The following is a 26,600-nucleotide window of genomic DNA, read 5'->3' as shown; positions in this document are numbered from 1 at the left end:
TTAGTCTCCCTCCGCCGTTCGGTCGACGCCCTCGATGCCGGGGATGCCCTCGACGCCCATCGACGCCAGTTCGCGCTTGAGCTCTCGTTCGTCCTCGACGTTCTGCGATAGCTCCATGGCCTGTGCGAAGTTCTTCACCAGACCACAGTTCGGTCCCTCCGGCGTCTCGGAGGGGCAAATACGTCCCCACTGGGTGGCGTGCAGGTCACGCGCCTCGAAGTGGGGCTGACTGCGCGAGAGCGGGCTACGCAGGCGCCGCAGGTGCGAGAGAACGCCCATGAAGTCGGTGCGGTCGACCAGCTGGGAGACGCCCGAGCGGCCGCCGACCCAGTTCCCGGTTGCGATGGGGTGTTCGAGCCGCTCGGTCAGCACGTCGGACCGGACGACGGTGTTGACCGAAAGCTGTCGGTTACGCATGTTGGCCCGTTCGAGCTGGTACTTCACGTCGCGGGCCAGCTTGTTCAGCGCCGTCCGGAACAGGTCTTTCATGAGGTCGCCGCTGACCTTCAGGCGCTTGTTGGCGTAGTGGTCCTTGTCGTCGGACTCGCGTCGGTCGAGCGCGAGCTCGAAGCAGGCTTCGGCCATCCGGCAGAGATAGTACGCCTTGTTGATCCGCACGTCTTCCTCCTCGACGCCGTCCTCGTGGAGGTGGGGAAGCAGGTACCGGTCGATGACGTAGTTGGCGCGCTTGAGCTGGTAGTTCTTGCCCTGCCCGGAGGCGACGCGTTCGCCCAGCGTCTCGATGGCTTCTTCGGTGGTCTGGACGTCTGCGGCCTCCAGATTCTCCAGCATGAACTTCACGATCTCGGGATCGTCGCTGACGCGGTGGACGATCTCCTCGTCGGATTCGAGCCCGAGAGCGCGAACGAGCGTGACGAAGTTGACGCTGCCAGACACAGAGGGGAACGACACTTCGAGCAGACCGTCACGGGTTCGCTCGACGAGCACCAGCGCGCGGTACCCCCGTCGCTGACTGAACGTCTTGGCGACCTGAATCTCGTCGCCGTACTTGCTGTCGTACTCCGCGAGGATCTTGTTCGGCGCGAGGTCCTCGCTGGTCATCAGCACCCGCTCGGAGCCGTTGACGATGAAGTAGCCGCCGGGGTCGGCGGGGTCCTCGCCGATCTCGACGAGGTCCTCGTCGTCGAAGCCGGCGATGTTACACTTGTTCGAGCCGACCATGATCGGCATCCGGCCGACCTTGGTTTCGGTGCTGTCGACGACCCGATCCTCGCCCTCCTCGGGATCGCCCTTCACGATGTCCATCTCCATGAAGACGGGCGCCGAGTAGGTGATGTTGCGCAGGCGGGCTTCTTGGGGATAGAGCAGCTCCTCGCTCCCGTCGGCCTCCCGAACTCGGGGCGTCACGATGCGGACGTCGCCGAGCTCGACGTGGACGGGCTCTTCGCCTTCCTTGTCGCCGATGTCGGTCTCGATCGTCTCCTTCTCGTCGACGACCTCCTGCATTCCTCGGTCGAGGAACGAGTTGAACGAGCGATAGTGATGTTCTGCGAGTCGATCCTTCCCGAAATACTCCCGCGAAATCTCTCGTCTGTCTTCCGTGTCCATTATTCAACCACCAGTCGGTACGTGACGGCTCGGTCCGTCGTTCGTGAGTCCCGCACGATCTTGACTACGTCCCCGACTTCGGCGTCGTCAGGGATGGCGGGGTCTACGCGCTTGATCTTCGGTAGGTCTGTGCGGCCGATGTCGTACTCCTCGAGCACGCCGTCGAGAGTCTCCTCGTCGACGACCGTGTGCTCGGGAACCAGTTCGTGTTGGCTTACGTCTACCATGTGTTGGGTGTCTGACCGAGGGGAGAAGCGGCTGTCACGAGATACTACAGCCTCCTAGTGAGGGCGGGCATTTAAGGCTTGCCAAGTAGGACGAGATTTATGTCTACTGAGCCCTACGGGGCGGGGCAAACGGCGTCGGACCGAGGTCGAACGCAGCGCGTGTCAGTGGCCCAGTCTACGCGGTGATCAGTTAAAGGGTTTGGGGCATTCTGTCACGACCCCCGACGCCGCGTTGCCCTCTGGCACACGTCCTCCGTTTGGAAAGTCTTAATATGCAGACCGGGAAACGATAGGATGCGTTCGACGGCCCGGGTGGTGTAGTGGCCCATCATACGACCCTGTCACGGTCGTGACGCGGGTTCAAATCCCGCCTCGGGCGCTTCTCTGATTTCCAGTCTTCCAGCGAGGCGTTTATCGCCGAGCAACGCGCTGGAAATCTGTAAGCGGTGACGAAGGGATTTGAACCACGCAAGACGAGCGCAGCGAGTCTTGCACCGGGTTCAAATCCCGCCGACACTGTCTCTGGCGGCGTTCGAGATCTAACGGATCTCTCACTCCCGCCGGACGCCGTGTCCGGTGATGTTCGTCTCACAGCGTTCGACTCACTCCCGGAGTTGCGACGCCGCTCAGCAGAAAGCGCCAGCCTCTTCCGCTATTCGACGCCGCCGACACCGCTGGACGCGTCGGGCAGTTCGTACTTATCGGCGTCGATGCCCAACTCCTCCAGCGCGGCTTCCAGATGCCGCTCCTCGGCGTACTCGGCGCCGTCCTCAACGCGAAGTCGCTGAGCGGTCGCCAGCACCTCGCCGCGGCGGTCGTCGGGCACGTCGAACTTGTCGGTCGAGAGTTCGATGGTCAGGCCGTTGTGGTCGCGGGTGTACAGCGAGTGGAAGATGCCGCGGTCGAACTCGTTGTAGCCGCGGCCGGCGTCGTCGAGCGACTCCTTGATGTCGACGAAGTCCTCGGGGTCGATCGAAAACGAGAGGTGATGCACCGACCCGACGCGGTGGCGGTGGGGTTGGGGGTTCGACTGACGGCCGTCTTGGACGAAAAACGTCAGGATGCGGCCGTCGCCGGTGTCGAAAAACAGGTGCGTCGAGTTCGGATCGTCGAGGTTGGGCTGGCGAAGCACCAGCGGCATGCCGAGGAGGTCGCGGTAGAACTCGATCGTGTCCTCCTCGTTGCTACCGATGAGCGTGATGTGGTCGGTGCCGGTCACGCGGAACGCGCTGTCGGGCCGTTCAGCGGTAACGTCGGGTGCATCGTCGGACATAGACCAACGTAGGCGCTCGCCACCCAAAGCGCTGTTCGTCGCGGCAGGTCGATGCCGAACGCGGGCTCGCTCAGAACACGCGATCCGGGCGAATCTTCAGCAGCACGCGCTCGCTCTGGATCGGCGTCTGGTAGTCTTCGCCGGTGTACCGCTGCGAGAGCTCGTCGATGTGCTCGCGGGCGCCGTCGGTGGTGATTTCCTCAACCTCGCCGACGATCGAGACGGCCCGGTAGGGGTCGTCGGGATCAGTCATGCTGACGCCGACGGTCGGGTCGTGCTCGACGTTCTTGGTCTTTCGGCGGTGGCGCTCGGTGTTGACCAGCAGCCGGTTTTCCTCGGCGTCGTAGTCGATCCACACCGGCGTGACGTGTGGCGCACCGTCCGGCAGTGTGGTCGAGACGTGTGCGAACGTCTTTTTCTCGAACAGGTCGCGGTCTTCCTCCGGTATCGTGGCCATGGGTGCTACGTCGACGCCATCCGACTTGGGCGTTGGTCCGTCCGAGGTAACTGTTGGCAGTGCCGTCTCAATGCGAGAGGCTTAAGAGTATCCCCCCGGAACAAAGAGTGTAGTCAGCCCGGGTGGTGTAGTGGCCCATCATACGACCCTGTCACGGTCGTGACGCGGGTTCAAATCCCGCCTCGGGCGTTCTTCCGAACTCACATTCTCCAGCGAGGCGTTTCATCGCCGAGTTATGCGTGATTTCGGAGAACGACGATAGAGGGATTTGAACCACGCGAGACGAGCGAAGCGAGTCTCGCACCGGGTTCAAATCCACCAACACTGTCTCCGGCGACGTTCGAGACTTGACGGCTCTCGCCTCGGGCGTTCTTTTGCCGCGAACAAAGCCCACGAGCCCCACGCTCGCACCACTGTGTAGTGCAGACGCTGCTACCGCACCTCCCTATTGTCTAATGCCACTTTTCGGCTGCAATCATCGTCTAATCTTGAAATAGCTGGGGTGTATACGTTAAAACAACTCGTGAGTTCTGACTCGGGGATGGTACACATATTACACGTCGACGACGACCCGCAGCTCGGCAAGCTCGTCAAACGGTTTCTCGAACGCGACGACAGTGGCATCGACTGTCGGGTTCGCATCGAAACGTCGCCCGCAGCGGCGCTCGACCGCATTCGGTCCGACGAAACGGAACTCGACTGCGTGATCAGCGACTACCGGATGCCGGAGATGAACGGCATCGAACTGCTGCGTGCGGTCAGAGAAACCCATCCCGAGCTACCGCTGTTGCTCTTTTCGGGTGAAGAGCCGAACGATGTCGCGGCCGAAATCATCCGTGCGGGCGTCACCGACTATCTCCAGAAGGGCGTCGGAACGGAGCAGTACACGCATCTCATCCGACGCGTCGAACACGCCATCGATAGTGAGGGGGAGTTCGAAGCCGACGAGGCGGTCGAACTCGACGGCGTCGGTATCGTCGGCCACGACGAACAGTTCGAGGAAGTCGACGAGAGCTACGCCGAGTACTACCGGTACGACGCCGACGAGATCGAGGGCAAACACTGGTCCGAACTTCACCCCGACGACGAAGTCGAGCACATTCGCACGCACGTGCTGCCCGTCGTCCAAGAGGGTGGCAAGTGGTCGGGCCACAGCACCGGCGTCCGCGCTGACGGCTCGACGTTCACCGAATCGAAGATGGTCACCACCCTAGACGACGGTCGGCTTCTCATTGCTGTCTCGGAACTCGACGGACAGCTCTAGTGAGGTAGTCGCCTGTCTGTGAGCCCTATCCAGTTGTCGAACGATCCGACACGTCGAACGCTTTATTTCCTCCTGCCCGAATGACTGGTGTATGACACAAGCGAGCGATTCGTCTCCAAAGGTCCCCGTGATCGGAACGGTCTTCGGCGCCGGCGAGGGCGTTGCGATTGGCGGTGTGGCGTACGTGCTGTTCGAGAACCCCGTGTTCGCGGCCGGCGTCGGCGTCATGGCCGCGCTCGGCGGCGCACTGTTTATCCCCTATATCCTGTCGGTCAACGCGCTACAGGAGGGCGAGATCACGGCCGACGCCTTGCCCGGGGGTCGAATGGTCCACACCGGTGCCCTCGGCGCCGCGTTGAGTTCGGCGGCGATCATCGGGCTGGCGGCCATGTTCATCATCGAGTCGGCGGCCGTGCCACTCGCGGTCGCGTTCGGATACGCCGCAGTCAGCTTTCTCGCGCTCCGGTTCGTACTGCCCGACGCAGATAGTCTCGCCGACGGCGATGTCGATGTTGACGTAACAGTCTCGTAACGCCCGTCGAGACGCCGCAGTTTGCTACTCGTTTTCGCCGTTCGATACGCGTCTACTCCAGCAGACTCTCGCCGGTCATCACTTCGGGCTGGTCGACGCCCATCAGCCCGAGCATCGTCGGCGCGAGATCGCAGAGCGACCCGCCGGAGCGCACGTCGCGGCCGTCGTCATCTCCTTTGGGCGAGACGTAGACCAGCGGAACCTCGTTGTAGGTGTGGGCGGTGTGGGGATCCTCGGGCGTTCCCATGTCGTCGGCGTTGCCGTGGTCGGCGGTGATCAGCACGTGTGCGCCCGCGTCTTCGAGCGCGTCAACCAGCCGGCCGAGTTGCTCGTCGACGGCTTCGACCGCGGCGACGGCGGCGTCGTAGTCGCCCGTGTGGCCGACCATGTCCGGATTGGCGTAGTTCAGCACCATCGCGTCGGGGTCCTCGCGCTCGATCACGTCGATCGCGGTGTCGGTGACTTCGGGGGCGCTCATCGCCGGCGTCTCCTCGTAGGTCGGCACGTCCGGGCTCTCGACGATCTCCCGGACCTCGCCGTCGAACTCGACCTCGCGGCCGCCGTTGAGGAAGTAGGTGACGTGGGCGTACTTCTCGGACTCGGCGAGTCGGAGCTGGGTCTTGCCGGCGTCGGCCAGCACCTCGCCGAGCACGTCCTCGGGCTGTTCGGGCGGGAACGCGACGGGCACGTCGAACGTCTTGTCGTACTGGGTCATCGTCACCAGTTCGGTCTCCGGCGGCGTCGTCTCGAACTCCCACTCGGGGCGGATGTCCGCGAGCATCCGGGTGAGCTGTCGACCGCGGTCCGACCGGAAGTTGAAGAAGACGATCCCGTCGCCGTCCGACAGTGCCGGCGCGCCCTCCACGCACGTCGGCTCGACGAACTCGTCGGTCGTCTCGCGCTCGTAGGACTCCTGTACTGCGTCGACGGCCGAGTCGGCGACGTGATCGCCTTCGCGGTTTACGATGGCGTCGTACGCACGCTTCGTGCGCTCCCAGTTTTGGTCCCTGTCCATCGCGTAGTATCGGCCCGTGACGGTGGCAACGTCGCCGGTGCCCTGCTCGTCGACGACCTCCTGCAGGTCCGCGAGATACTCCTCGCCGCCGTGGGGTGCGGTGTCCCGGCCGTCGGTGAAGGCGTGGGTGACGGCGTCGACGCCGCGCTCGGCGGCCATGCCGATCAGCGCGTGGAGATGCTCCTGTGAGGAGTGCACGCCGCCGTCGCTGACCAGTCCCATGAAGTGAACCTTGCCGTCGTTCTCGTCGGCGTAATCGAAGGCGTTTTGGATCGCCTCGTTGGTCTGGAACGACCCGTCGGCGATGGCGTCGTTGATCCGGGTGTACTCCTGATAGACGACTCGGCCGGCGCCGATGTTGAGGTGGCCGACTTCGCTGTTGCCCATCTGGCCGTCCGGCAGGCCGACGCGACGCCCCGTCACGTCGAGCTGTCCGTACGCCCCGGCATCTGCAAGCCGGTCGAAGTGCGGCGTGTCGGCGGCTTCGACCGCGTTGAGTCGGTCGTGGTCCGCGATTCCCCAGCCGTCGAGTACGACGATCGCAGCGTCCATGCCTACACGGAGACGCCGGGGTTGTAACTACTCTTCGCCTCGGAATCGCGGGGGATCGCTTCGGGCTATATAGCCGTCCGTTCGCCAACCGTACTCGGCCGTAGGCGCCGGAGAGAACGCTTATGAGACGTGTATCACAACTACCCGATGATGACCGATTCCGAGCCGACCCACGTCGCGTTCGTCTGCGTCCAGAACGCCGGCCGCAGCCAGATGGCGACCGCCTTCGCTCGGCGCGAACGCGCCCAGCGGGGCGCCGACGAGCAAAGCTCGTCGAGCCCTCGTTCGGCTTCGCCTCACGAGGACGCCGAAGCGCAAGGCGCTTCGAGCCTTGGCTCGGCGTCGCCTCGCCAAGACGCCGCCGACCGGATCGAGATTACCACCGGTGGCACTCAACCGGCTGATCACGTCCACGAGGAGGTCGTGACGGTGATGGACGAGGCAGGCTTCGATCTCAGCGATCGGACGCCCCGTGAGGTGACGCCCGAGGAACTGCAGACTGTCGACTACGTGATCACGATGGGCTGTTCGGCCCAAGATGTCTGCCCGGCGACGTGGAACGGCGAGAACCGCGACTGGGGTCTCGACGACCCCGACGGACAGGATCTCGACGCCGTCCGCGAGATCCGCGACGAGATCGAGTTGCGCGTCCACGAACTGTTCGACGAACTGCTCGACGAGTAGACCGGAGCACCCCGCAACCATCGGATTTATCGCGGTCGGGTCGGATGGGTCGGGACGTGACGCTCGACCCGGTTCACTTCGAGGGAATCACCCAGCTCGCCCGGCGGATCACCCAGTCGGTCGACGAGACCGACCAGACGGAGTTCGTCGAGACGGTCTGGGACGAGTTTCTCGATCCACTGGTCGACGACGACGGCCGGACGGTGCTGTGCCCGCTGGGCGAGCAACGCCGCTGTGAGGTACCGATCGAGGACGTGGCGCTCCGGGACGCCGAGTACCCGACCTGTCACGGACTCGACTCGGGGACGATCAACCCCACGACGTTCAAAAACGGGCTCGTCCTCGATGTCGCGCAGGCGGCGATGGCGTCGACGCCGTCGGAACTCGACCTCCACCGGGATCGCACGGTCGTGATCACGGCCCACACCAACGACCGCACCACCGACCTCGACGACGGCTGGACGAAGTGGGACGAGGGCCACACCGACCGGCGAATCCTGCAGGCCCCTAGGGTGTCGAGCTTCGAGGAAAGCGTCGTCCACGAGCTCTCCTTGTATCTCGCCGAGAGCCACCACGCCATCGAGCACGCCGAATCGGTTTCTGATCTCTTCGTGCTGGACGGGCCGATCTACCCCAAGGGGATGCTCAACTGGGCCGACCGCGCGCCCGAACTGGCGAACCTGCTGTACGACGAGGAAGAGCCCCGTGACGTGATCGCCAACTACGTCGAGTTGGTCGAGACGTTCGCCGACCGGCAGATTCCGCTCGTCGGCTTCGTGAAGAACCCCTCGACGAAGGCGATCACGCGCGCGCTCCGAGCTTCCGGCCGCGAGGCGCCGTGGGTCAACGACACCGCATTTTTCACCAAAGTCCTCGAACAGGTCGAGTTCGCCGATCGCACCGGTCCCGACGGCGAGACCTACCGAGAGCGCGAGCGCCGCACCGACGTGCTGACCTTCACCAACTGGTTCCGGTCGCGGGGCGGCGCCGACCGACTGCTCGCCGCGGACGCCGACGCCTTCGGCGTCGAGCGCACCCTCGATCCCGTGGACTACGAGGTCACGTTCTTCCCGATCTACGATCCGCGGGACGACCTGCTGTACCGCGTCGAGGCGCCCTACGCGTTCACGAAAAACGCGGAGTGCCGCGAACGGCTGGCGATGCAACTCCTCCGGGACGTTGCTGCAGAGCGCGGGCCGCCGCTCGCGGTCGAAAAAGCCGACGAACTCGCACGGATCGGCGCCGACGAGACCGAGTCGCTCCGCACCGAATTAGAAGCGACGTTCGCCACGGACCGACTGCGGAGCTACAACGACCGGCGCTGGGGCGTCGACGCGCCGGCGGGCGAAGAGTTCTGAACTGTCGTTTACTCTCTGCCGTGTGACTGCGTCGTGACGCCGCTTTGCCTCAAAGCTGTGCTTTCTCGTCGGGCTCGGTCTTCGACACCTCGACGTCGACATCGTCGGCGTCGACGCCGATGCGGACGAACTGCGTGCGGACGTGGTCCCGGGCCGCCTCTGTCGCCTGTTCTCTGGTGTCGAACCCGCGGGGCATCGGCGACTCGAAGGCGACGTGAACGTCTTCGCCGTCGACTTTCTGGACGGTTCCCCCGCTCTCGACTTCGTAGAACTCGTCACAGACCCAAACGTAGGCGGCGTCCTCGTCGGGCGCGCCCTTGAACTGCGGCGCCCGCTCCCCCCGCTCGTAGATCGTCCCGGTCAACTCCGTTCCACCGGCACTACCGCGGACTAGTAACATGCCTTATCTAAGGAGGGCTGCAACCAAAAGGTCGTTGTCGGCGGTCGATGTTTCCGTGCTCGGCTCGACCGACCGCGGCGTCCGATGAGGGAAACGCGTTTTAGGGATGGGCCGCATCTCCGGGACATGGCAAATCTGGACGACTTCGAGGCGTTCGAGGGGGACGCCGACGACGCCGACGCTTCGGCGTCGAACAACGGCGGCGATGGCGACGACGGCGTCGAAGACGACTTCGAGACCGTCGACGCCGACCCTGCCGGCTCGGATCGGGGTGTCGGGACCGTCGCAGTCTCGCAGGGGCTTCGCATCGCCGAGGACTCGGACGACTCGTGCGTTCGCGCCTACATCACGGCCGGAAACCGCTCGTCGATCCGGATCGGCAAGTACCTGCTCGTCCCCTACCCCGACGGCGAACGGCTGTTCGCCCGGATCGCCGGGCTGGAGTACGCACAGGAGTTTCACGCCGACGACGCGACCGAGATCCACGCCCGGCGAGCGATGCGTCAGGACGGCATCGACGAGGCCGACTACAAGTTCCTCGCGGACCTCGAAGCGCTCGCCGTTCTCTATCAGGACGATGCCGACGGCGAGCTCAAGCGCCGGATGACCGATCGGGTTCCCAAGCCCCAGACCGTCGTCCGCGAGGCGACCGACACCGGCGAGATCAAGACCGGTCTAAAGATCCCGGACGACGGCGTCTTTCTCGGCCACCTCTCCGTTGGCGGCGAGAAGGTTCGCACGAGCGCCGAACCGCCGACGATCGACTACCGGCTCAAAGACGACTACGAGGACGGCGACCCGCTCGCCTTCCGGCACACGCTCGTCGCCGGCGGGACGGGGTCGGGCAAGACTCACACCGCCAAGAACCTCCTCCGCCAGTTCCTCGCGGAGGACCGAACCTATCGGATGGACGACGGCCGCTCGGTTCGACCGGCGGTCGTCCAGTTCGACCCCCAAGACGAGTACGCCCAGATGCACGACGACAACGAGGATCTGGCCGACGCCGACGCTCGGCGCTACGAGCGCGAGGGGATCGCCCACGGCGGCCACGACGACACGATCGCCTTCGTCCCGAAGGTCGGCGACGCCACCTACGCGACCGACGACCACCGCGCCGAGCAGGTCGAGTTCACGATCCCGTTCTCGATGGTGCGCTCGAACGAGTGGCTCGTCGCCGGCGGCGGGCTCAACGACAACCAGTACAACGGGCTTCGCCTCCTGCTCGACCGCTTTTTCGATCAGCACGGCAATGGCGGCACCTACCAGCAGTTCATGACCTTCCTCGACGACCCCGCACTGCGCGAGGAACTCGACGAGGGGGGCCACGTCCACGAGGCGACGTTCGACGCAATCCACCGTCGCGTCCGCGGGTTCGGCAACGTGTTCGATCAGGACGCCCGGCCGATCACCGACCAGATCGAGCGGTTCGTCCGTCCGGGCGGGATGACGGTCGTTCCGACCTACCACATTAACGACACCAGAGCCGCCGAGACGGTCGTGCTCGCCGTCTCCAGCCTGCTGGTCGACCAGAAGCTCTCGAACGATCCGCTGTACGACCGGATCAAGCGCACGCCGGTCGTGCTGGGGATGGACGAGGCCCACAACTTCCTGACCGACGCCGAGAGCACGCAGGCACGCAGGGTGATCGGCAAGTTCACCGACGCCGCAAAACAGGGCCGTAAGGAGCGACTGGGACTCTTTCTCATTACGCAGGACCCACAGGACATCGCCGATTCCGTGTTCAAGCAGATCAACACGACGCTCGTGCTCAACCTCGGTGACGAGGACGCCATCAAGAGCGTCAACATCCCCGCGAACCTCGAAAGCAAGGTCCCCTACATGGAGAAAGGTCAGATGGTGGTGTACTCGCCCGACAACTCCGAGCCGGTCGAGCTGATCGGCCTCTCGAACTGCGTGACCAAGCACAGCTAATCGCCCGGTGTCGGAGGTGGATTTTTGTCAGTTCGGCGTCCACGTCGAGACATGACCAAAACTGTCCTCGTCGCGGTTGACGGCTCGCCCCAGTCCGAGGAGGCACTGGACCACGCGCTCGAAGAGCATCCCGAGGCCGAGATCGTCGCCCTGACGGTCGTCGATCCGGCAGAGGCCGGCTACTCCGTCGAGGGTGCCGCGCCCGACTTCCCACAGGAGTGGTACGAGACGGCAGAACAGGAAGCCGAGAACGTGCTCGAAGACGCCGAAGAGCGGGCCGAGGCTGCCGGCCAGTCGATCACGACGGCGAGCGGTGTCGGCCGGCCGGCCAACGCCATCGTCCAGTACGCCGACGACGAGGGCGCCGACCACATCGTGCTGGGCAGCCACGGCCGGACGGGGATGTCACGAATCCTGCTCGGTAGCGTCGCGGAGACGGTGATGCGCCGGTCGAAAGTGCCGGTGACTGTGGTTCGGTAGGCGTCTCCCGATTATCACTCGGCGTCGTCGGCCCGAACGGCGCGCTCGATCCGGGCGACGTTGACGCCGATCCACAGCAGCGCGACGACGCCGATCGCCGATAGCAGACCCGTAGTGAAGAGTCCGTACAGCAGAACTAGTGCGCTGAGGCCGACGATGGTGCTGTCTTCGATGCGCCGGGTGTTCGTTCCGCTCAGCCGGAGACGGTCGAGTGATGCGGCGAGCCAGCACGCGCTGGCAAAGATGAACCCTAGCAGGAAGCTCGCGGGGGTGAGGAGAGTGTACGTGAGCGCGACGAATCCCAAGAGAATAGCGAACGCCTCGAGACCGGGTCGGAGGTAGTCCGCTAACTGCCGCTGTTCGTTCATATACTCGAGTCGTTTGCGCAGAAATAAATAAGCGTTTGCACGGCGAACCGCTGCGCCTCAGCTCAGAACGCGCGTAGGTCTTCGAGCACCGCGGCCGCGCTGCCGTCCTCGATCGCCTCGCGCGCGGCGTCGAGCCCGTCGTCGAGCGAGTCGACATCGTCGCGGGCGTAGATTCGGAACGCGGCGTTGAGCGCGACGGCGTCGGCGAACTGATCGTCGCGCTCGCCGGCGACGACTGTCTCTGTGATGTCGGCCGAGTCGGCCTGCACGTCGTCGACGTAGAGGTCTTCCTCCTCGAAGTCCATCCCGTACTCCGGCGTCTCGATCTCGTAGTCCTCGAAGGAATCTTCGTCGTCGCCGGCCGCCCATTCGGCGACTTTCGTGTAGCCGGGTCGGATGTCGTCGTACCCTTCCATCCCTTGGAACATGATCACCTTACCGGGCGAGACGTGCTCGCTTTCTTGGAACGTCTCGACGACCTTCTTGGCGAAGGCCAGATGGTAGAAGCTCCCGAGGTGAACGTCGGCGTTCGCGGGGTTGGCAAGCGTCTCGATGGTGTTGACGAACGTGCGCACGCCCATCATCTCCCGGCGTTCCGCGAGCTCGTCGATCCGAGGGTTAAACGCCGGCTGGTAGTAGAAGCCGAAGCCGGTCTCGTCGACCATGTCGGCGCTCTCGTCGGGATCGATCTCGGTCCGGACGCCGAGTTCGTCCAGCACGTGCTTGTAGGCGTCTTGCTTCTGGGTGGGGACGCGATCGCCGCTGTGGACGACGACCGGCGTGCCCGCTCCCGCGGCGACGACGCCGGCGGCGACGCCGAGCAGGGCCGAGCGACCCTTGCCGTCGTAGTTCGCGCCGCAGTCGACGGGGTCGGCGTCGGGCTCGGCGACGACGGTCGACTCCTCGGCCATCACGTCGACGTAGGCGCCCAACTCCTCGGGGTTGTTGCGCTTCCAACGGTTGGCGAGCCAGAACGCGCCGAGCGTCGTGCGGTCCGGTTCGCCGTCGAGGATGCGCTGGAACGCCTCTCGCGCTTGCGCGCGGGACATGTCGTCGGCCGACTTCGGACCGGAGCCGACGACTTCGGTCATCAGGCGCTGTAGGGGCCACTCGCCGTACTCTTGGGACGTCTGGGCCATAGCCGGAAGTTAGGAGAGTGGACGCAAAAACGTCCCGTTTCCGGTCGCACATGCACCGCTCGATGCGGGTTCTGACCGAACGTTCGGTGGCGAACAGGCGACACGTGGGTAGCGAGACGTTCCGGATCGGCGTGTCGCGCTCGTCTGCGGAACATCCGCGACGCGCCAGCGGTGGCGCTCAGGGCGATCCGGGGCGGCCGTCACGGCACACCGTCTCGGCGCTTCGGCATCGTAGGTAAACGTTCGCCCGCCGTCGGCGTCGCCGGGGACCCGAAAAAGGTAGGTTCGTTCCGTCCAACCTAGGGCCAATGAGTCTCCGGTCGGCCGATTGGCGGCAGGATATCGACGACGCCGACGCCGCGATCATCGACGGGTTCCAGAGCGGCTTCCCGATCGAGGAGCGACCGTTCCGTGCAGTCGGCGAAGCGGTCGGCGTCGACGAGGATGAGGCGCTGGCCCGCGTCGAACGGCTGTACGAGGCGGGCATCTTCCGCCGGTTCGGCCCGGTTTTGAACCCGCCCGTGATCGGCAGTTCGACGCTGGCGGCCGTCAGCGCCCCCGACGAGCGGTTCGAGGAGGTCGCCGACGTGATCAACGGCTACCGGCAGGTCAACCACAACTATCGCCGGGATCACGAGTGGAACATGTGGTTCGTCGTCACCGCCGGGTCGCGCGAGCGACGCGACGAGATCCTCGACGAGATCGAGGACCGAACCGGGCTGACGGTGTTGAACCTGCCGATGCTGACCGATTTTTATATCAATCTGGAGTTTCCGGTCGTCAACGCCGATCGGTTCGCGCGCGAGACCGACGACGCCACGTCGGCCGCGGCACCGACCGACGGCGTCTCTGCGACTCGTATCAGCGAGAACGCGACGAGCGACTTCTCGGCGTTCGAGGCCGATCTGCTGCTCGAGATCCAATCAGGATTCCCACTGTCGGCGACGCCGTACGCCGACCTCGCTGACCGGCTCGGCGCCGATGTCGGGGACGTTCTCGACGCCGTCGAGCGGCTGCTGGCAGACGGCTGTATCAAGCGGATCGGCTGTGTCGTCAACCACGTCGTGACGGGCTTTGACAGCAACTGCATGGTCGTCTGGAACGTTCCCGACGAGGAACTCGACGAGCGCGGCGTCGCCGTCGGTGAGCTTCCCTACGTGACGCTGTGTTATCATCGTCCGCGGCGTCCCGACCTCGACTGGGAGTACAACCTGTTTACGATGATTCACGGGCGCGACCCCGAGGCGGTCGACGAAAAGATCGACGAACTCGCCGCCGAACACCTTCCGGGGGATCACGAACGGCTCTACTCGACGGAAACGCTAAAACAAACCGGCGCGCGGTACGAAGAGCTTGTTTCTGACCGTTAGTCCGCCGTGACGTACAGCAGCGGTGCCACGATGACGAGCCCGAGCCCGCCGAGGCGGAACAGTATCGACTCGACCATCTGATACGGCGTCACCATGAATATAACCCCGAACAGGAGCGTGTTGAGCGCGAGCACCTTCCGCGATCGGAGCGGGAGCGACGCCAGCATCACCAGCGCAAACACCACGACGAGCGCGTGCCCGATGTGGTAGTTCAGCAGGAAGTTGTCTATCACCTGCAACGGTAGCGCGGTCATTCGTATGCTACAGTGGCTGCGAGCCAGTCTTTAAACTTCCGTTCGTGCGACGACAGCCGGTCATTCGATCGGCCCGCCGATGTCGAGTGGACGGAGCCAGACGTACCACACGATCACGAGCATCCCGAAAAAGCCGGTGGCGAACACGAACGATCCAAGCGTCGGCAGCCCCACCTCGTGGAGCGCCCGATTGATCAGCCCCGGCACGACGATACCGGCGGCTACGACGAGCAGCGCACGAAGCATCTGAGCGCGCACGCCGTTACTGGCCGTATCACTCATGGGTCGGCCCTCCGGCCGGTCCGTCGACTCGGTCCATGGTCGATACTACTGGCTGGAACTGCCTCAATGGATCGGTTCGGCGTGAAAGGGGGGCACACGCGGGAACGAACCATGGAGCGTGTGACAACGTGTGCCCATGTGTGGTGGGAGCGAGCGCGGACATAAATGCACGTGGCGCTGGTGCGCCTCGCTGTGCGGGTCGAGAGCGACTGTCGCCGTCGGTAGGCCTCGACTGGTCGCTCGGTGACGCCGTGTCGAAACTGCGGACGGACAGCGCGAGAGTGCTGTCAGTCCTCGCCCGTAGCCCGAAAGCAAGCACTAGGTTCGCCCCCGAACAGCAACTGGTCGGCGATGATTCGGCCCACCGGAACTAATCTCTCATTTCGCTTGAAGAATGTCGTATAACTGGTATATACTAAACAGCGGTGGCGGTGAACTCCCGGTGGAGTCCACAATGAAACAACTTGACCGACGACGCTTTCTGGAAATCGCTGGCGGCATCGGCGCTATCGGACTCGCCGGCTGTACCGACACAGGCGGCGGTGACGGTGACGATGGAGACGGCGGTGGCGACACCGATGGCACCAACGACACCGACGACGGACTGGGCGACGACAACGAGACCGACGACGGACTCGGTAACGAAACCGGTAACGAGACCGACGACGGGCTCGGCAACGAGACCGGTAACGAGTCGACCGGCATGGGGAACGAATCGGACAACACGACAGGCACCGACGACGGCCTCTGAGCCGCCAGCAGTATCTTTTGTTAGCGGCCCAGCCGCTCCTGTGAGAGCATCACGACCATCGACAGTCCCGAGATCACGATAAGCAACAGCGCCGGAATCGCCGCATATTGGAAGTACGCCGACGCCTGTGCGCGCCAGATGTGAGTGACAAGCGTCTCGAAGCCGGTCGGTCGCAGCATGAGCGTCGCGGGCAGCTCCTTCATCGTCGTGAGGAAGACGAGCGCGCCACCGGCCACGACTCCGGGTGCGATCAGCGGCAGCGTCACCCGCCGGAAGGCCCTAGTCGGGGCGTCGCCAAGCGTCCGCGCGGCTTCGACGAGCTTGGGATCGACCTGTAGCGTCGACGGTCGAATCGACCCGACTGCCTGTGGCATGAACCGCACGACGTAGGCAAACACCAGCAGCGCAAGCGTCGGGTAGAGCTGCGGCGCGGCCGGGAGCGAGTTCGCTCGGGCGCCGAAGTACACGAGCGCGAGCGCGAGGACGATACCCGGCACCGCGAAGCCGACGTACGTCGCCCGATCGAGCAGGTTCGACAGCGGCGAGTCGTACCGCCCCGAGAGATAGCCGACCGGGAGCGCGACCAGCGCCGCGACGACCGCCGCCGCCGCGGCGACGGTCACGGAGTTGACCGCGTAGCTCCACTCGAAGGCGAAGGATGGGCGGCGTCCACCCTCCGCGTTGACCAGCCAGAGCCCGAGAATCCACAGCGGGACGACGAGCGCGAGCGTCGTCACCGAAGCCGGTAACAACGTCGCGGGCCAGCGCCACCGACCGAGCGAGACCGGTGTGCCGCCGCCCGCCCCCTGCAGGTTGCTGTGGACCGTCTCGTCGGGGCGAACCCACCACTCCAGTGCGAGCACCAGCAGGACGATGGCGAGCAACTGCAGCGACAACAGCGCCGCGTAGTCCTGTCCGAAGGCGTGGTACTCGACGTAGATCTGGCGCGTGAACACCGACAGGCGCATGATCGCCGGCGTCCCGAAGTCGGAGACCGCGTACAGCGCGACGAGCAGTCCGCCGGCGGCGATCGCCGGCCGGATGTGGGGCAGCGTCACCTTCCGGAACGCCGACCACCGGTCGTGATCGAGCGTGCGCGCGGCCTCGACCAGCGTCGTGTCGAAGGAAAGCAGCGCGGCCCGCGTCGTCAAGTAGACGTAGGGGTACGTGTACAGCGTGATGACCAGCACGGCACCCGGGAAGCCGTAGATGTTGGGTAGTCGTTCGATGCCGAGCGGCGCCAGTAGCTCGTGGAACTCGCCGCGGGGGCCGAACGCCGAGACGAACGCGAACGCGCCGATGTAGCTCGGCACCACCAGCGGAAGCGCGACCACGACCGACCAGAACCGCGAAAAGGGCAGATCGGTCCGGACCGTGAGATACGCCAGCGGCACGCCGATCAGGATCGACAGTACCGTCACCGCCGCCATCAACAGCACGCTGTTGAGCAGCACTTCGCGCGTCGCGGGCTGGACGAGCAACTCGAACGCGCGTCCCGGCTCTACTTCGATCGCCGTGAGCACGACCCACGAGAGCGGGAAGATCGCCGCCGCGGCGATAGCGGCGGCGAGCAGCGTCAGCCCCAGCGGTAGCGAGTCGCCGTCGTCGCTTCGAAGCCGGCCGAGCAACGATCTCATCGGTTTCGGCGTCGACCGCGGGCGTCCGTCGAATCCATCCTTGCCGGAGGTTTTCGGCGCCCGGACTTCTGTGTGACGATCCGCCGACCGCCCGACCGAATGCAACGAACTTATGTTTTAGGTTTGCCTAATCCGGCGGTATGGAACTGACTCGCCGCGACGCCGTCGCCGCGCTGGGCGCCGTGGGGGCCGCCGGCGCGGTCGGCGTCGCGCGGCTCGTGGACGAACCGCCCGCCGCGACGCCGAGCGAGGACTCCTCGAGAGAGGATCTCCCGAGTAACGCTGCCGTCGGGAACGCGCTGGTCGCCGCCGCGAGAGTCGTCTATCCCGATGCAGTCTCCGGCATCGAGGAGTTCGTCGAGACCTTTCTCTCCGGCCGCCTCGACCGCGAGGAACACGCCGCGGGGATGCGGCGGGCCGTCGCCGACCTCGACGACCGCGCGACGACGTGGTACGAAGACCAGTTTGCGGCGCTCGATCCCGCCGACCGCGACAGTTTGCTCCGCGAGGTCGGCGCCGATGCCGCCGACGAGGACCCAGACGGAACGACCGCCGAGCGCGTGCGCTACTACGTGGTCAACGAGCTACTGCTGGCGCTGTACGCCTCGCCGACGGGCGGCGAACTGGTCGGCATCGAGAACCCGCAGGGCCATCCCGGCGGTCAGACGAGCTACCAGCGGGGGCCACAGGCGTGAGCGTCGATCGCTCCCCGGTGCCCGACGCCGACGTTTGCGTGATCGGCGCCGGGCCGGCGGGCTCGCTCGTCGCCGATCGACTCGCGGCGTCCGGCCGCGAGGTCGTCGTTCTCGACGCCGGGCCGCGCTTCGAGGACGAAGATCCGAACCGGATCGAGCGTATGGAACAGGCGATTCGGCCCTCTTACGGCCGTCCGGACGTGTGGGACGTGGGCGGCGAACGCGACGCCTACTCGGCGACCGGCGAGTGGTTCTACCCGCTGAACATCGCCCGCGTGAAGGGGATCGGCGGCTCGACGCTGCACTGGCAGGGGATGGTGATGCGGCTCCACGAGGACGACTTCGCCTCAGCGAGCGAACGCGGCGTCGGCGTCGACTGGCCGATCGACTACGAGGACCTCCGACCGCACTACGCCGACGCCGAGCGCGCGCTCGGCGTCTCGGGCGCCGACGACAACCCCTTCGGCCCGCCCCGCGAGGAGCCGTTCCCCAACCCCGCTTTCCCGCCGTCGTACAGCGACGGCCTGTTCGCCGAGGCCTGCGAAGAGCTCGAAATTGCGATGCACTCGGTGCCCAACGCGCGCAACTCCGAACCGTACGACGGCCGGAGCCCTTGCGTGGGCTACGGCACCTGCCAGCCGGTCTGTCCCTCGGGCGCGAAGTACGACGCCAGCGTCCACGCCGACTCCGCCGAAGAGCGGGGCGCGACGATCATCGACCGAGCGACTGTCGCCCGATTAGAGCACGGCCCCGACCGGATCGACGCCGCGGCGTACGCGACGCCCGACGGCGAGTATCGCCAAGAAGCGGACGCGTTCGTACTCGCGGCCGGCGGCGTCGAGACGCCGCGACTCCTGTTGCTCTCGGACTCCGAGCACTATCCCGACGGGTTGGCCAACTCCAGCGGTGCGGTTGGCAAGTACTTCATGGACCACCTGTTTGCCGGCGCCGGCGGCGTCCTCGACGAACCGACCCGACAGAACCACGTCGGCTTTTTCACCAGCGAGAGCCACCAGTTCTACGACGACGCCGACGAGTCGGTCGGCCCGTTCAAGCTGGAGTTTTTCAACTACGCCGGCCCCTCGCCGGTCGAGCAGGCGCTCGGCGCCGACGAGTGGGGCGACGACCTGCTCGACTCGCTACAGGACTCCTATGGAACTCACGTCGCCGTCGGCGGGCTGGTCGAGCAACTCCCCCGCGAGGACAGCTACGTCGGCCTCGACGACTCGAAGACCGACCATCTCGGCAACCCCGTCCCGGACGTTCACTGGAACGTCGGCGACCGGGCGCTGCGCACGATCGAACGGGCCAACGAGGTCCAGCGCGACATTCTGGAGGAACTCGGCGCCGAGATTCAGTGGACCGCGGGTCCGGAGGCGACCGGCCCCGCGTACCACCACATGGGGACGACCCGGATGGGAACCGATCCCGCCGATAGCGTCGTCGATCCGGAGCTCCGGACGCACGACCTAGACAACTGCTGGATCGCCTCCAGCTCGACGTTCCCGACCGGCGGGGCGGTCAACCCGACGCTCACCATCGCGGCGCTGGCCCTTCGCGTCGCCGAGCGCGTCGACGCCGCGCTCTGAACTATTTTAGGCAAACCTAAAAACTCAAGTACGTCCGATCGAAAGGGATCGTCAATGAACGCGATAGACCGCGACGAGTCTGCGACCCCGAGCACCGACGACGAGCACGAGGAGTTCACCTTCGACGACCTCAGCGTCGTGATGGGCACGTACAACGAGGAAGCGGCGATCGGCACCGTTCTCGACGACATCGACGAGATCACCGACGGGCGCGCCGAGGTCGTCTGTGTCGACGGCTCCTCGGACCGGACGCCAGAGATCGCCCGCGAACACGGCGCCCGCGTCATCGAACAGGAGCCACAGGGCTACGGCGTCGCCGTGCGCGAGGCGATTCTCACGCCCGATCGGCCGATCGTCGTCACGACCGACTGCGACGACACCTACCCGATGGAGCAACTGCCCGAGTTTCTCGACTTGATCAACGAGGGCTACGACGTGGTCAGCGGCGACCGCATCTACCACGGCGCCGAGGCGATGCCGACGTTCAACCGCTTCGGTAATCGAGCGTTCGCGCTGCTGGCGAGCGTGCTGATGCTCGAACGCGTCCACGACACGACGACGGGCATGCGGGCCTACCGCCGCGACGTGGTCGAGTCGATCGAGTGGACCGAAAACACCGGCCTCTCGGCCGAACTGCTGATCCGGCCGCTGATGCGCGGGTACGACGTGCGCGAGCACCCGATCGCCTACCGCGAACGCGCCGGCGAAACCAAGCTCGACCCGATCGAGGGCGGCGCCGCCATCGCCAAGTCGATCGTCAAAGTCTGTCTGGAAGAACGGTTCGACTGACCGTCCCGGAGTTCAACTTTTTTACGGCGTGTCGGTTCGGCGCCGACGCCGTGCGAGATAGGCGACGACCGTCAGTCAGAGTGCGGCGACGAACCGGTCGTGCCGTCGCCGGTCGATTGGCCGACGAACGGAACGCCGTTGTTACCCTTCCTATTAGTGTTCCCCGCTGCCGGTTTCACTTTCTCGTGGTAGTCGGCTTCGACCGCCGCCGCTACGATTCCTCGGCGTCGTCCGCCGCCGCCGCGATCGTCGTCTCGAAGTCGACGCCGCCGACGTGTTCGTCGGGGTGCTCGGGCAGATACGTCCCCTCGAAACCACACCGCGGGACCAGCGGACAGACTCTCCGTTCCGGCGGCCAGACGACCTGCACGCCGTTGCCGGCCGCGCGAACGGTCATGGCTTGCCGGTAGGTCAGCGTTGACCCGTCGGTTGCGGCCAGCGTCACCAAGAGCTCGAGCTCGTCCGTGGCGTCGATCCGGACCGCCGAACCGTTGCCGTCGGGGCCGACCAGCCGCGCCGCGTTGCGATCGAGCGTCCACGTCACTGTCTCTGACTCGTTCGGATTCCGGATCGTGTACTCGGCCACGCCGTTCCCCGTCTCCAGTTCCACGCTGGCGGTCTCGACGCCCGGCGGGATGCCGACGGTCGTCTCGCCGTCGAACGTCCGGGCCTCGCGCACCTCGATCCGCTCTAGCTTGGGAACGACGTGTCGGTCCGGGTTTGGCGTCCACTCGCCTTGATACGCGTACCGGTAGTACGTCCGGTTCGGATACGCCTCGTGCACGGCGAAATCCTCACCCGGATCCCGATCGAGCACGTAGACGACCGGACCGTCGAGACCGGGATCGTTGCGCAGATACTGGAACGGGTGATTCGTCCACTCGCCGTACGGCGTCGGCAGGAACACGACGGCGTCGTCGAACTCCGTCTCCTCGACTGGCGCGTACGCCTGCTCGAACTTGTCGGCGGTGGCCGAGTGGTGGTCGAGCGGTTCGCCGACCAGTCCGGCGTTGCCCATCGCCCCGACTGGAAGCGCAACGACGAGGACGAGCGCTAGCGTGACACGCGCGACGGGTGGCGAGGTCAGCCGGCGGACGCCGCTGGCGAGCCAGCGCCACGCGGCGACCAGCCCCGCGGCCGCGAACACCGACAGCGGCGCCAGCAGGTCGAAGTGGTAGATCGGACCGAACACGGCGATGATGCCGTCGTTCGGGTCCGACAGCGCGCCGAGCACGTTGAAGTTGCCCCAGAACGGGACGTTACCGACCGGTATCGAGACGAACAGCCCCGCCAGCAGCGCGACTGCGAGCGGGTCGACATCGGGAAGTAGTCGCTTCAGCCGGCTGTCCCCGCCGACACAGCGTCGCCCTGCGAGCGCGAGACCGCCCATCGCAAGCGCCGTGCCGGCGATCCCGCCGGTGAACCAGCGCGTCGCGAACTGCCGGAGCACCCGGAGGTTGGCTTCCAGCGCCAACTCGGGCGTGTACACGATGGAGTGACCGAGGATGCGCCGCCGACCGAATCCGGGCCCGTCCTGCGGTGCGAACGCTTGGTAGGGGAACACGAGCGGATCCCCGGTGAGGACGGCGTTGTACGCCAGCGCGATGCCGACGAACGCCAACCCGCCCGCAGCCGTCAACGCGTTCCGGGCGATCGGATCAGGCAGCGGCCGAAGCGCGGTGAGTGGCGTCCCTCCTCGTTCGCGCAGGTCCGCCCATCCGGCCCGCTCGCGGGCGGCGCTCGCCACCTGCCACAGCGCGTGCAGAATAAACGGCGCCGCGAACAGAACCGCAGTGTACGGGCGCGAGAAGAAGGCGATTCCGGTCGCCAGCCCCGCCGCGGCGGCCCACCGGAGACTCCCCGAGCGGACGCCGTTCAGATAGCAGACCGCGAACAGTAGGTTCCACGTCGTCGTCGGCGCGTACGGCAGGAACGCCGATCCCGAGACGAGCGACAGCGGCGCCGCGGCGAAGACGGCGGCCGCGACGACGCCGACGCGGCGATCGAACGCCGTCGCGCCCAGTGCGTACGCCAGCGCGGCGTTGGCGCCCGCGACGAGCGCGAGCGTCACCCGCGGCTCGCCGAACAGCGCCATCGAAACCGCGAACATCGCCGCGGGGACCGGTGTGTACTTCGGGTACAGCCGGCCGCTGTCCTCGATGTAGAACCACGGGTGGACGGCGTCGGTCAGGTCGCCCGCGACGTACTGCAACTGGCCGTCGAGCAACAGTGCGGCTTGGCTCAGGTAGACGCCTTCGTCGTGGTTGGTGGAGTGGTAGGCAAAGACATCGACTGCGATTCGGAACGTCACGATGACGGCGCAGACGGCGATCAAGGCGGCGACGATCCGTTCGGGCGAGCCTCGTAGCCGGCGGGCGCGATCGACCAGTCTGTCCCTCGCCGTCATCGTCCGGCGTCCTCAGAGGTTGATCCCGACGTCGCGCATCAGATCGACGGTCGGCTGCAGGTTCGACAGCTCCGCGAGATCGAGTTCCGACGGCGGGTTCAGTTCGTCGATCGGCGGCAGGTTGCCGATCGGGTCGACCTCGGGACTCATCGGGTACTCGAACGTCTGGCGGGCGAAGTAGTCTTGGGCCTGTGCCGACAGCAGGTGGCGGATGAAGTTCTGGGCCAAGTCGGGGCTGTCGGTGCTGTCGACGACCGCTGCACCAGCCACGTTGAAGATGGCGCCGGCGTCGCCCTGCGTGAACGCCGTGGCGATCGGGGCGTTCGAGGAACCGGCGAGCACGCGCTGGATATAGTAGTGGTTGGTGAACCCAGCGTCGATCTCGCCGTCGGCGATCGCTTCACAGACCGCGAGTTCGTTGGGGTACCGCTGGATGCCGGCGTCTTGGATCGCTTGGAGCCACTCGCGGGTCGCCTCCTCGCCTTCGAGCAGGCGCATGGCGGTCACGAACGCCTGACAGGAGCCGTACCCCGGCGCCCAGCCGAGCTGGCCGTCGAAGTCGGTGTAGGCGTCGATGCTCGTCGGCATGTCGCTCGCGGAGTAGGCGTTAGTGTTGTACGGAACCGACCGCGCGCGACCGGAGGTGCCGATCCACTGTTCGGTCCGGAACTCAGGGGGGACCATCTCGGCCACGTCGCTCGCGAGCGAACGGGTCCGACCGGCGTCGGCGAGCGCGCCGAGCGACCCCGAGTTAACTGAGTAGAACACGTCCGCGGGCGAGCCGCTCCCTTCGTTTTTGATCTTGTTGACGAGGTCGGTCGAGCCCTGATACCGCGGCGTCGCCTCGAAGTCGTCGTAGAAGTCGTTGATCGCCTCGATCAGGGGGCCGACGAGGAACTCGTTGCGTCCGGAGTAGATCGTCAGCTCGCCCTCGAGATCTGGCATCTCGCTCATCGGCACTCCGGAGAGCTCCCGCCCCGTGCGTCCGGAGCCGATCTGTTCGAGTTCGTACTCGTACTCGTCGCCCTCATCGTCGTTGCCGCCGAACAGCCCGAAACAGCCCGACAGGCTGGCGGCACCGAGCGCGGCCGATCCGGCCAGAAACGCCCGCCGTCGCGTCCGTCCGTTCGCGTCAGTATCTTGGGTCATGTGTTTTAGGTTTGCCTAAACGGTCTTATATTCGTCGCTTCACTCGCTCGCGACCGCCGGCGTCGTGCGCTCGATCTCGTCGAGGCAGTCGAGCCAATCGAGCATGTACTCGCCGACGTACTCGAAGAACTCCCCGTTCTGGTACTCGTCGAACTCGCCGGTCGCAAAGTCCTCCGCGATGGCTTCGAACACGCCCGCGTAGCTGTCGGCGTCGCCGCCGGCGTCGTCGACGACCTCCCAGAAGTGCTCGTTGAGTTCGAGTCCGGCGACCTCGTTGTGGAGGTCGTCGAACGTCGATCGGGGCGCCTTGTTGTGCTCACAGAGCGGGCCGCCGTTGTAGATCTGCTTGCCGAGCACGTCACAGGCGCGCTTGAGGACGACGCCGCTCCAGATGTCGTCGAACCGGCCGACTTCCCACGGGTTGTCGTCCATCGGGAACTGGTAGAACGCGGGGATCACCTCACGGCGGAACGCGAGGTTCATCGAGCAGACCGTGAGGTAATCGCCCTCGTCGGCGACGAAGTCCTCGCCGAAGTCCTCTCGACTCGTTCTGGTCTGGGCCTGCCCCTCCAGATCGCCGTCCATCAGGATACGCACCGCGTCGAGGTCGGGGACGTTCGTCCACAGCCCCTGCGAGGCGACGATCTCGCCGACCTCGGTGCGTTCGGTCTCGACGGTCTCGTCCATCGCCGAGTAGGGGTAGCCGCGGGGGTACAGCCCGTGCTCGTCGGCGTTCTGGTAGAGCACGTTCACCCACTGCTCGTCGGAGGTGACGGTTTCGATCTCGCCCTCGTAGGCGAGGTTCTCCAAGTGGCCGCCGAAGAAGTCGTCCTCGGGGTGGGGCAGCGTGTCGTCGTCGATGAACACGCCGTACTCGAACTGCGGGTTGGCCCACATGTACAGCAGGCCGAAGCTCGTCTCGGCGTGGCTGGCCGCCGGGACGACGTGCTCGTACTCTTTGACGCCGTGTTCCTCGTACCACTCGCTCCGGCGGCTGCCGTCGAACACTTCACCGGAGACGCCCTCCTCGTCGAGCATCGCTTCCATCTCGTCGGTGTCACAGAAGTCCTCCGTGACCAGCACGACGTGGAGCCGCGACAGGTCGAACTCGTGCTCTCTGGCGTTCTCGAAGTACGATCGCATGCAGTCGTACTCCCGGATCGTCGGGACCACGACGCAGATGTCTGCTGTCATCCTACCCGTCCGTTTTAGGCCAACCTAAAAAAGTGTGGCGGTGTCAGTCGGCCGATTCCGGCTCCCGGTCCGTCGGCGTCGAGCGCGCCGTCGAATCGGCGGCCGCGGCGTCGGTCAGCGAGACGTTCAACGAGACGACGGCGACGGCGCCGCCGACTAGCGTGACGGCGTTTTTGAGCGCGTGATCCGCCACCGCAGCCGCCAGCGCGACGCCGGCGCCGATCGGCGTCAGCCCGACCAGAATCGCGGTGAACGCGGCTTCGTACAGTCCGATCCCGCCCTGCGAGAGCGGCAGCACCTTCGCCAGATTGCCGACGCTGACCGCGAGCGTCCCGGCGACTACCAGAAGTCCGGCGTCGGCGCCGACCCCGACGGCCGCGAGCACCAGCACGGCCGTCGCCACGTCGGCGGCCCACAGCAGCGCGCTCCAGACGCCGATCGCTGCCATCGACCGAGGCCGGCGGGCGACGACGGCGACGGCGTCGAGAAATCGGCCGCCGGCGTCGAGCGCGCGGTCGAGGATCGACTGCGACGCCGCTGTCTCGCGGAGCGTCTTGCCAACGCGCAGATCGCTGCGCGCGAGTGCGACCCCCACGAGCGCGGCGACGACCGCTCCGATCCCGACGACGGCGCCGATCCGCAGCGCCCGCGTTCCGCCGGCCGTCTCGCCGGCGAGCATCCACGGCGTCGTCCCGTCGACCGCCACCAGCGCGACCGCCGACCCCGCGGCGAGCGCCGCGACGGTCACGAGATCGAACGCTCGTTCGACCGCGAGCGACGCGAATCCGGTCGCGTAGGGCACGTCGCGCCGGGCTCGGACCAACTGCGCCCGAACTGCGTCGCCGGCCCGCGCGGGAATCGCCAGATTGGCCGTCTGGCTTGCGAACACCGTTAGCGTGAGGAAGTAGGTGTCTGTGCGATGCTCCATCGCCGCCAGCACGTCGGCGTACCGCCGCCCGCGCAGCGGCCACGACGCCGCGTAGACGGCGACGGCGAGCGCGAGCAGTCCTCGGTCCGCGCCGGCGAGCGTGTCGACGACCGCTCCGGCGTCGAACGCCTGCACCGCCAGCACGAGGCCGACCAGCACCAGCGCCGTGCCCGCGAGCGTCACTCGTCGCTGGGTGATCGCGCCGGCCATCGATGACGCCTCGCTGTCGGTCACGTCTGCACGTGACTTCTGGAAATATTTAAGCCCACCTAAAACTCGCGGCAGGTGGACCTACGGCGTCGCTG

The 26,600-nt window shown here is 65.9% G+C and carries 26 protein-coding genes and 2 tRNA genes; 13 read left to right on the top strand and 15 right to left on the bottom strand.

Features of this window, described 5'->3' with window-relative positions:
* On the bottom strand, window positions 1-1,569 hold the full coding sequence (locus tag CRO01_RS05585) for a DNA-directed RNA polymerase subunit B'' (protein WP_097008089.1): 1,569 nt from the start codon (window positions 1,567-1,569) through the stop codon (window positions 1-3).
* Entirely contained in the window at window positions 1,569-1,796 is a 228-nt protein-coding gene (locus tag CRO01_RS05580) for a DNA-directed RNA polymerase subunit H (protein WP_097008088.1), read from the bottom strand. The genes CRO01_RS05585 and CRO01_RS05580 overlap by 1 nt, the downstream gene beginning before the upstream one ends.
* Window positions 1,797-2,102: 306 nt before the next feature.
* Between CRO01_RS05580 and CRO01_RS05575 the strand changes: the two genes are divergently transcribed.
* A tRNA-Asp gene (locus tag CRO01_RS05575) sits at window positions 2,103-2,175 on the top strand.
* Window positions 2,176-2,448: 273 nt separating this feature from the next.
* Here the strand turns inward: CRO01_RS05575 and CRO01_RS05570 are convergent.
* On the bottom strand, window positions 2,449-3,069 hold the full coding sequence (locus CRO01_RS05570; protein WP_097008087.1) for a VOC family protein: 621 nt from the start codon (window positions 3,067-3,069) through the stop codon (window positions 2,449-2,451).
* Between the two features lie 70 nt (window positions 3,070-3,139).
* Entirely contained in the window at window positions 3,140-3,526 is a 387-nt protein-coding gene (locus CRO01_RS05565) for a pyridoxamine 5'-phosphate oxidase family protein (protein ID WP_097008086.1), read from the bottom strand.
* A 116-nt stretch (window positions 3,527-3,642) separates the two neighbouring features.
* Between CRO01_RS05565 and CRO01_RS05560 the strand changes: the two genes are divergently transcribed.
* From CRO01_RS05560 to CRO01_RS05550, 3 genes are all read left to right on the top strand, one after another.
* Window positions 3,643-3,715 (top strand) — tRNA-Asp (locus CRO01_RS05560).
* Window positions 3,716-4,067: 352 nt separating this feature from the next.
* Window positions 4,068-4,790, top strand: coding sequence for a response regulator (locus CRO01_RS05555; protein WP_097008085.1), 723 nt, complete (start codon window positions 4,068-4,070; stop codon window positions 4,788-4,790).
* Between the two features lie 91 nt (window positions 4,791-4,881).
* Complete coding sequence (locus tag CRO01_RS05550) at window positions 4,882-5,322, top strand: hypothetical protein (protein ID WP_097008084.1); 441 nt, start codon at window positions 4,882-4,884, stop codon at window positions 5,320-5,322.
* A 52-nt stretch (window positions 5,323-5,374) separates the two neighbouring features.
* Here the strand turns inward: CRO01_RS05550 and gpmI are convergent, their stop codons facing one another.
* A complete protein-coding gene (gene gpmI, locus CRO01_RS05545) occupies window positions 5,375-6,889 on the bottom strand; it encodes a 2,3-bisphosphoglycerate-independent phosphoglycerate mutase (protein ID WP_097008083.1) in 1,515 nt (504 codons plus the stop codon).
* Window positions 6,890-7,039: 150 nt separating this feature from the next.
* On the opposite strand from gpmI, the gene CRO01_RS05540 reads away from it, so the two are divergent.
* Together CRO01_RS05540 and CRO01_RS05535 are read left to right on the top strand one after the other, a co-directional pair.
* On the top strand, window positions 7,040-7,573 hold the full coding sequence (locus tag CRO01_RS05540; RefSeq protein ID WP_097008082.1) for an arsenate-mycothiol transferase ArsC: 534 nt from the start codon (window positions 7,040-7,042) through the stop codon (window positions 7,571-7,573).
* A 56-nt stretch (window positions 7,574-7,629) separates the two neighbouring features.
* Complete coding sequence (locus CRO01_RS05535; protein ID WP_097008354.1) at window positions 7,630-8,931, top strand: DNA double-strand break repair nuclease NurA; 1,302 nt, start codon at window positions 7,630-7,632, stop codon at window positions 8,929-8,931.
* A gap of 49 nt (window positions 8,932-8,980) precedes the next feature.
* Here the strand turns inward: CRO01_RS05535 and CRO01_RS05530 are convergent, their stop codons facing one another.
* A complete protein-coding gene (locus tag CRO01_RS05530) occupies window positions 8,981-9,331 on the bottom strand; it encodes a DUF7113 family protein (protein WP_097008081.1) in 351 nt (116 codons plus the stop codon).
* Window positions 9,332-9,457: 126 nt separating this feature from the next.
* Between CRO01_RS05530 and CRO01_RS05525 the strand changes: the two genes are divergently transcribed.
* Both CRO01_RS05525 and CRO01_RS05520 read left to right on the top strand, forming a co-directional pair.
* Window positions 9,458-11,263 carry an ATP-binding protein gene (locus CRO01_RS05525; protein WP_097008080.1) on the top strand — a complete coding sequence of 602 codons (1,806 nt, stop codon included), beginning with the start codon at window positions 9,458-9,460 and terminating at the stop codon, window positions 11,261-11,263.
* Between the two features lie 51 nt (window positions 11,264-11,314).
* Complete coding sequence (locus CRO01_RS05520) at window positions 11,315-11,743, top strand: universal stress protein (protein ID WP_097008079.1); 429 nt, start codon at window positions 11,315-11,317, stop codon at window positions 11,741-11,743.
* A 14-nt stretch (window positions 11,744-11,757) separates the two neighbouring features.
* Here CRO01_RS05520 and CRO01_RS05515 read toward each other — a convergent pair whose 3' ends face one another.
* Both CRO01_RS05515 and CRO01_RS05510 read right to left on the bottom strand, forming a co-directional pair.
* Complete coding sequence (locus CRO01_RS05515; RefSeq protein WP_097008078.1) at window positions 11,758-12,111, bottom strand: hypothetical protein; 354 nt, start codon at window positions 12,109-12,111, stop codon at window positions 11,758-11,760.
* 62 nt (window positions 12,112-12,173) lie between these two features.
* Window positions 12,174-13,250, bottom strand: coding sequence for an anthranilate phosphoribosyltransferase (locus CRO01_RS05510; protein WP_097008077.1), 1,077 nt, complete (start codon window positions 13,248-13,250; stop codon window positions 12,174-12,176).
* A 308-nt stretch (window positions 13,251-13,558) separates the two neighbouring features.
* On the opposite strand from CRO01_RS05510, the gene ahbB reads away from it, so the two are divergent.
* Window positions 13,559-14,620, top strand: a complete 1,062-nt coding sequence (gene ahbB / locus CRO01_RS05505; RefSeq protein ID WP_097008076.1) for a siroheme decarboxylase subunit beta — start codon at window positions 13,559-13,561, stop codon at window positions 14,618-14,620.
* Here ahbB and CRO01_RS05500 read toward each other — a convergent pair.
* Window positions 14,617-14,874: a hypothetical protein gene (locus CRO01_RS05500; protein WP_097008075.1), complete on the bottom strand. Its 258-nt coding sequence runs from the start codon at window positions 14,872-14,874 to the stop codon at window positions 14,617-14,619. The genes ahbB and CRO01_RS05500 overlap by 4 nt on opposite strands.
* A 60-nt stretch (window positions 14,875-14,934) precedes the next feature.
* Window positions 14,935-15,156: a hypothetical protein gene (locus CRO01_RS05495; RefSeq protein ID WP_097008074.1), complete on the bottom strand. Its 222-nt coding sequence runs from the start codon at window positions 15,154-15,156 to the stop codon at window positions 14,935-14,937.
* A 454-nt stretch (window positions 15,157-15,610) separates the two neighbouring features.
* Here CRO01_RS05495 and CRO01_RS05490 point away from each other — a divergent pair, with 454 nt between their 5' ends.
* A complete protein-coding gene (locus CRO01_RS05490; RefSeq protein WP_097008353.1) occupies window positions 15,611-15,907 on the top strand; it encodes a hypothetical protein in 297 nt (98 codons plus the stop codon).
* A gap of 20 nt (window positions 15,908-15,927) precedes the next feature.
* Here the strand turns inward: CRO01_RS05490 and CRO01_RS05485 are convergent, their stop codons facing one another.
* Window positions 15,928-17,544, bottom strand: a complete 1,617-nt coding sequence (locus CRO01_RS05485) for an ABC transporter permease (protein WP_097008073.1) — start codon at window positions 17,542-17,544, stop codon at window positions 15,928-15,930.
* 140 nt (window positions 17,545-17,684) lie between these two features.
* On the opposite strand from CRO01_RS05485, the gene CRO01_RS05480 reads away from it, so the two are divergent.
* Genes CRO01_RS05480 through CRO01_RS05470 form a run of 3 tightly spaced genes read left to right on the top strand, consistent with a single transcriptional unit; the run spans window position 17,685 to window position 20,617 of the window.
* Window positions 17,685-18,239 (top strand): gluconate 2-dehydrogenase subunit 3 family protein, encoded by a 555-nt coding sequence (locus CRO01_RS05480; RefSeq protein WP_097008072.1) that lies wholly within the window; start codon window positions 17,685-17,687, stop codon window positions 18,237-18,239.
* Entirely contained in the window at window positions 18,236-19,828 is a 1,593-nt protein-coding gene (locus tag CRO01_RS05475; protein ID WP_097008071.1) for a GMC family oxidoreductase, read from the top strand. The genes CRO01_RS05480 and CRO01_RS05475 overlap by 4 nt, the downstream gene beginning before the upstream one ends.
* A 54-nt stretch (window positions 19,829-19,882) precedes the next feature.
* On the top strand, window positions 19,883-20,617 hold the full coding sequence (locus CRO01_RS05470) for a dolichyl-phosphate hexose transferase (RefSeq protein WP_097008070.1): 735 nt from the start codon (window positions 19,883-19,885) through the stop codon (window positions 20,615-20,617).
* A 211-nt stretch (window positions 20,618-20,828) separates the two neighbouring features.
* Here CRO01_RS05470 and CRO01_RS05465 read toward each other — a convergent pair whose 3' ends face one another.
* The 4 genes from CRO01_RS05465 to CRO01_RS05450 are packed head-to-tail and all read right to left on the bottom strand — an operon-like array spanning window position 20,829 to window position 26,505.
* On the bottom strand, window positions 20,829-23,024 hold the full coding sequence (locus CRO01_RS05465; protein WP_097008069.1) for a DUF7846 domain-containing protein: 2,196 nt from the start codon (window positions 23,022-23,024) through the stop codon (window positions 20,829-20,831).
* 12 nt (window positions 23,025-23,036) lie between these two features.
* Window positions 23,037-24,173 carry an iron ABC transporter substrate-binding protein gene (locus CRO01_RS05460; RefSeq protein WP_097008068.1) on the bottom strand — a complete coding sequence of 379 codons (1,137 nt, stop codon included), beginning with the start codon at window positions 24,171-24,173 and terminating at the stop codon, window positions 23,037-23,039.
* Window positions 24,174-24,212: 39 nt separating this feature from the next.
* On the bottom strand, window positions 24,213-25,367 hold the full coding sequence (locus CRO01_RS05455) for an alpha-1 4-glucan-protein synthase (RefSeq protein ID WP_097008067.1): 1,155 nt from the start codon (window positions 25,365-25,367) through the stop codon (window positions 24,213-24,215).
* Between the two features lie 43 nt (window positions 25,368-25,410).
* Complete coding sequence (locus tag CRO01_RS05450; protein ID WP_097008352.1) at window positions 25,411-26,505, bottom strand: lysylphosphatidylglycerol synthase transmembrane domain-containing protein; 1,095 nt, start codon at window positions 26,503-26,505, stop codon at window positions 25,411-25,413.
* Between the last annotated feature and the right edge of the window lie 95 nt (window positions 26,506-26,600).

Source organism: Natronoarchaeum philippinense (assembly GCF_900215575.1).
GTDB classification, from domain to species: Archaea; Halobacteriota; Halobacteria; order Halobacteriales; family Natronoarchaeaceae; genus Natronoarchaeum; species Natronoarchaeum philippinense.
Note: the sequence above shows the minus strand (reverse complement) of the source record. Positions and strands in the feature narration are given on the sequence as shown.

Coding starts and splice junctions, on each gene's coding strand:
- CRO01_RS05585 (WP_097008089.1), bottom strand. CDS start 1,569: ATGGACACGGAAGACAGACGAGAGATTTCGCGGGAGTATTTCGGGAAG.
- CRO01_RS05580 (WP_097008088.1), bottom strand. CDS start 1,796: ATGGTAGACGTAAGCCAACACGAACTGGTTCCCGAGCACACGGTCGTC.
- CRO01_RS05570 (WP_097008087.1), bottom strand. CDS start 3,069: ATGTCCGACGATGCACCCGACGTTACCGCTGAACGGCCCGACAGCGCG.
- CRO01_RS05565 (WP_097008086.1), bottom strand. CDS start 3,526: ATGGCCACGATACCGGAGGAAGACCGCGACCTGTTCGAGAAAAAGACG.
- CRO01_RS05555 (WP_097008085.1), top strand. CDS start 4,068: ATGGTACACATATTACACGTCGACGACGACCCGCAGCTCGGCAAGCTC.
- CRO01_RS05550 (WP_097008084.1), top strand. CDS start 4,882: ATGACACAAGCGAGCGATTCGTCTCCAAAGGTCCCCGTGATCGGAACG.
- gpmI (WP_097008083.1), bottom strand. CDS start 6,889: ATGGACGCTGCGATCGTCGTACTCGACGGCTGGGGAATCGCGGACCAC.
- CRO01_RS05540 (WP_097008082.1), top strand. CDS start 7,040: ATGACCGATTCCGAGCCGACCCACGTCGCGTTCGTCTGCGTCCAGAAC.
- CRO01_RS05530 (WP_097008081.1), bottom strand. CDS start 9,331: ATGTTACTAGTCCGCGGTAGTGCCGGTGGAACGGAGTTGACCGGGACG.
- CRO01_RS05525 (WP_097008080.1), top strand. CDS start 9,458: ATGGCAAATCTGGACGACTTCGAGGCGTTCGAGGGGGACGCCGACGAC.
- CRO01_RS05520 (WP_097008079.1), top strand. CDS start 11,315: ATGACCAAAACTGTCCTCGTCGCGGTTGACGGCTCGCCCCAGTCCGAG.
- CRO01_RS05515 (WP_097008078.1), bottom strand. CDS start 12,111: ATGAACGAACAGCGGCAGTTAGCGGACTACCTCCGACCCGGTCTCGAG.
- CRO01_RS05510 (WP_097008077.1), bottom strand. CDS start 13,250: ATGGCCCAGACGTCCCAAGAGTACGGCGAGTGGCCCCTACAGCGCCTG.
- ahbB (WP_097008076.1), top strand. CDS start 13,559: ATGAGTCTCCGGTCGGCCGATTGGCGGCAGGATATCGACGACGCCGAC.
- CRO01_RS05500 (WP_097008075.1), bottom strand. CDS start 14,874: ATGACCGCGCTACCGTTGCAGGTGATAGACAACTTCCTGCTGAACTAC.
- CRO01_RS05495 (WP_097008074.1), bottom strand. CDS start 15,156: ATGAGTGATACGGCCAGTAACGGCGTGCGCGCTCAGATGCTTCGTGCG.
- CRO01_RS05490 (WP_097008353.1), top strand. CDS start 15,611: ATGAAACAACTTGACCGACGACGCTTTCTGGAAATCGCTGGCGGCATC.
- CRO01_RS05485 (WP_097008073.1), bottom strand. CDS start 17,544: ATGAGATCGTTGCTCGGCCGGCTTCGAAGCGACGACGGCGACTCGCTA.
- CRO01_RS05480 (WP_097008072.1), top strand. CDS start 17,685: ATGGAACTGACTCGCCGCGACGCCGTCGCCGCGCTGGGCGCCGTGGGG.
- CRO01_RS05470 (WP_097008070.1), top strand. CDS start 19,883: ATGAACGCGATAGACCGCGACGAGTCTGCGACCCCGAGCACCGACGAC.
- CRO01_RS05465 (WP_097008069.1), bottom strand. CDS start 23,024: ATGACGGCGAGGGACAGACTGGTCGATCGCGCCCGCCGGCTACGAGGC.
- CRO01_RS05460 (WP_097008068.1), bottom strand. CDS start 24,173: ATGACCCAAGATACTGACGCGAACGGACGGACGCGACGGCGGGCGTTT.
- CRO01_RS05455 (WP_097008067.1), bottom strand. CDS start 25,367: ATGACAGCAGACATCTGCGTCGTGGTCCCGACGATCCGGGAGTACGAC.
- CRO01_RS05450 (WP_097008352.1), bottom strand. CDS start 26,505: ATGGCCGGCGCGATCACCCAGCGACGAGTGACGCTCGCGGGCACGGCG.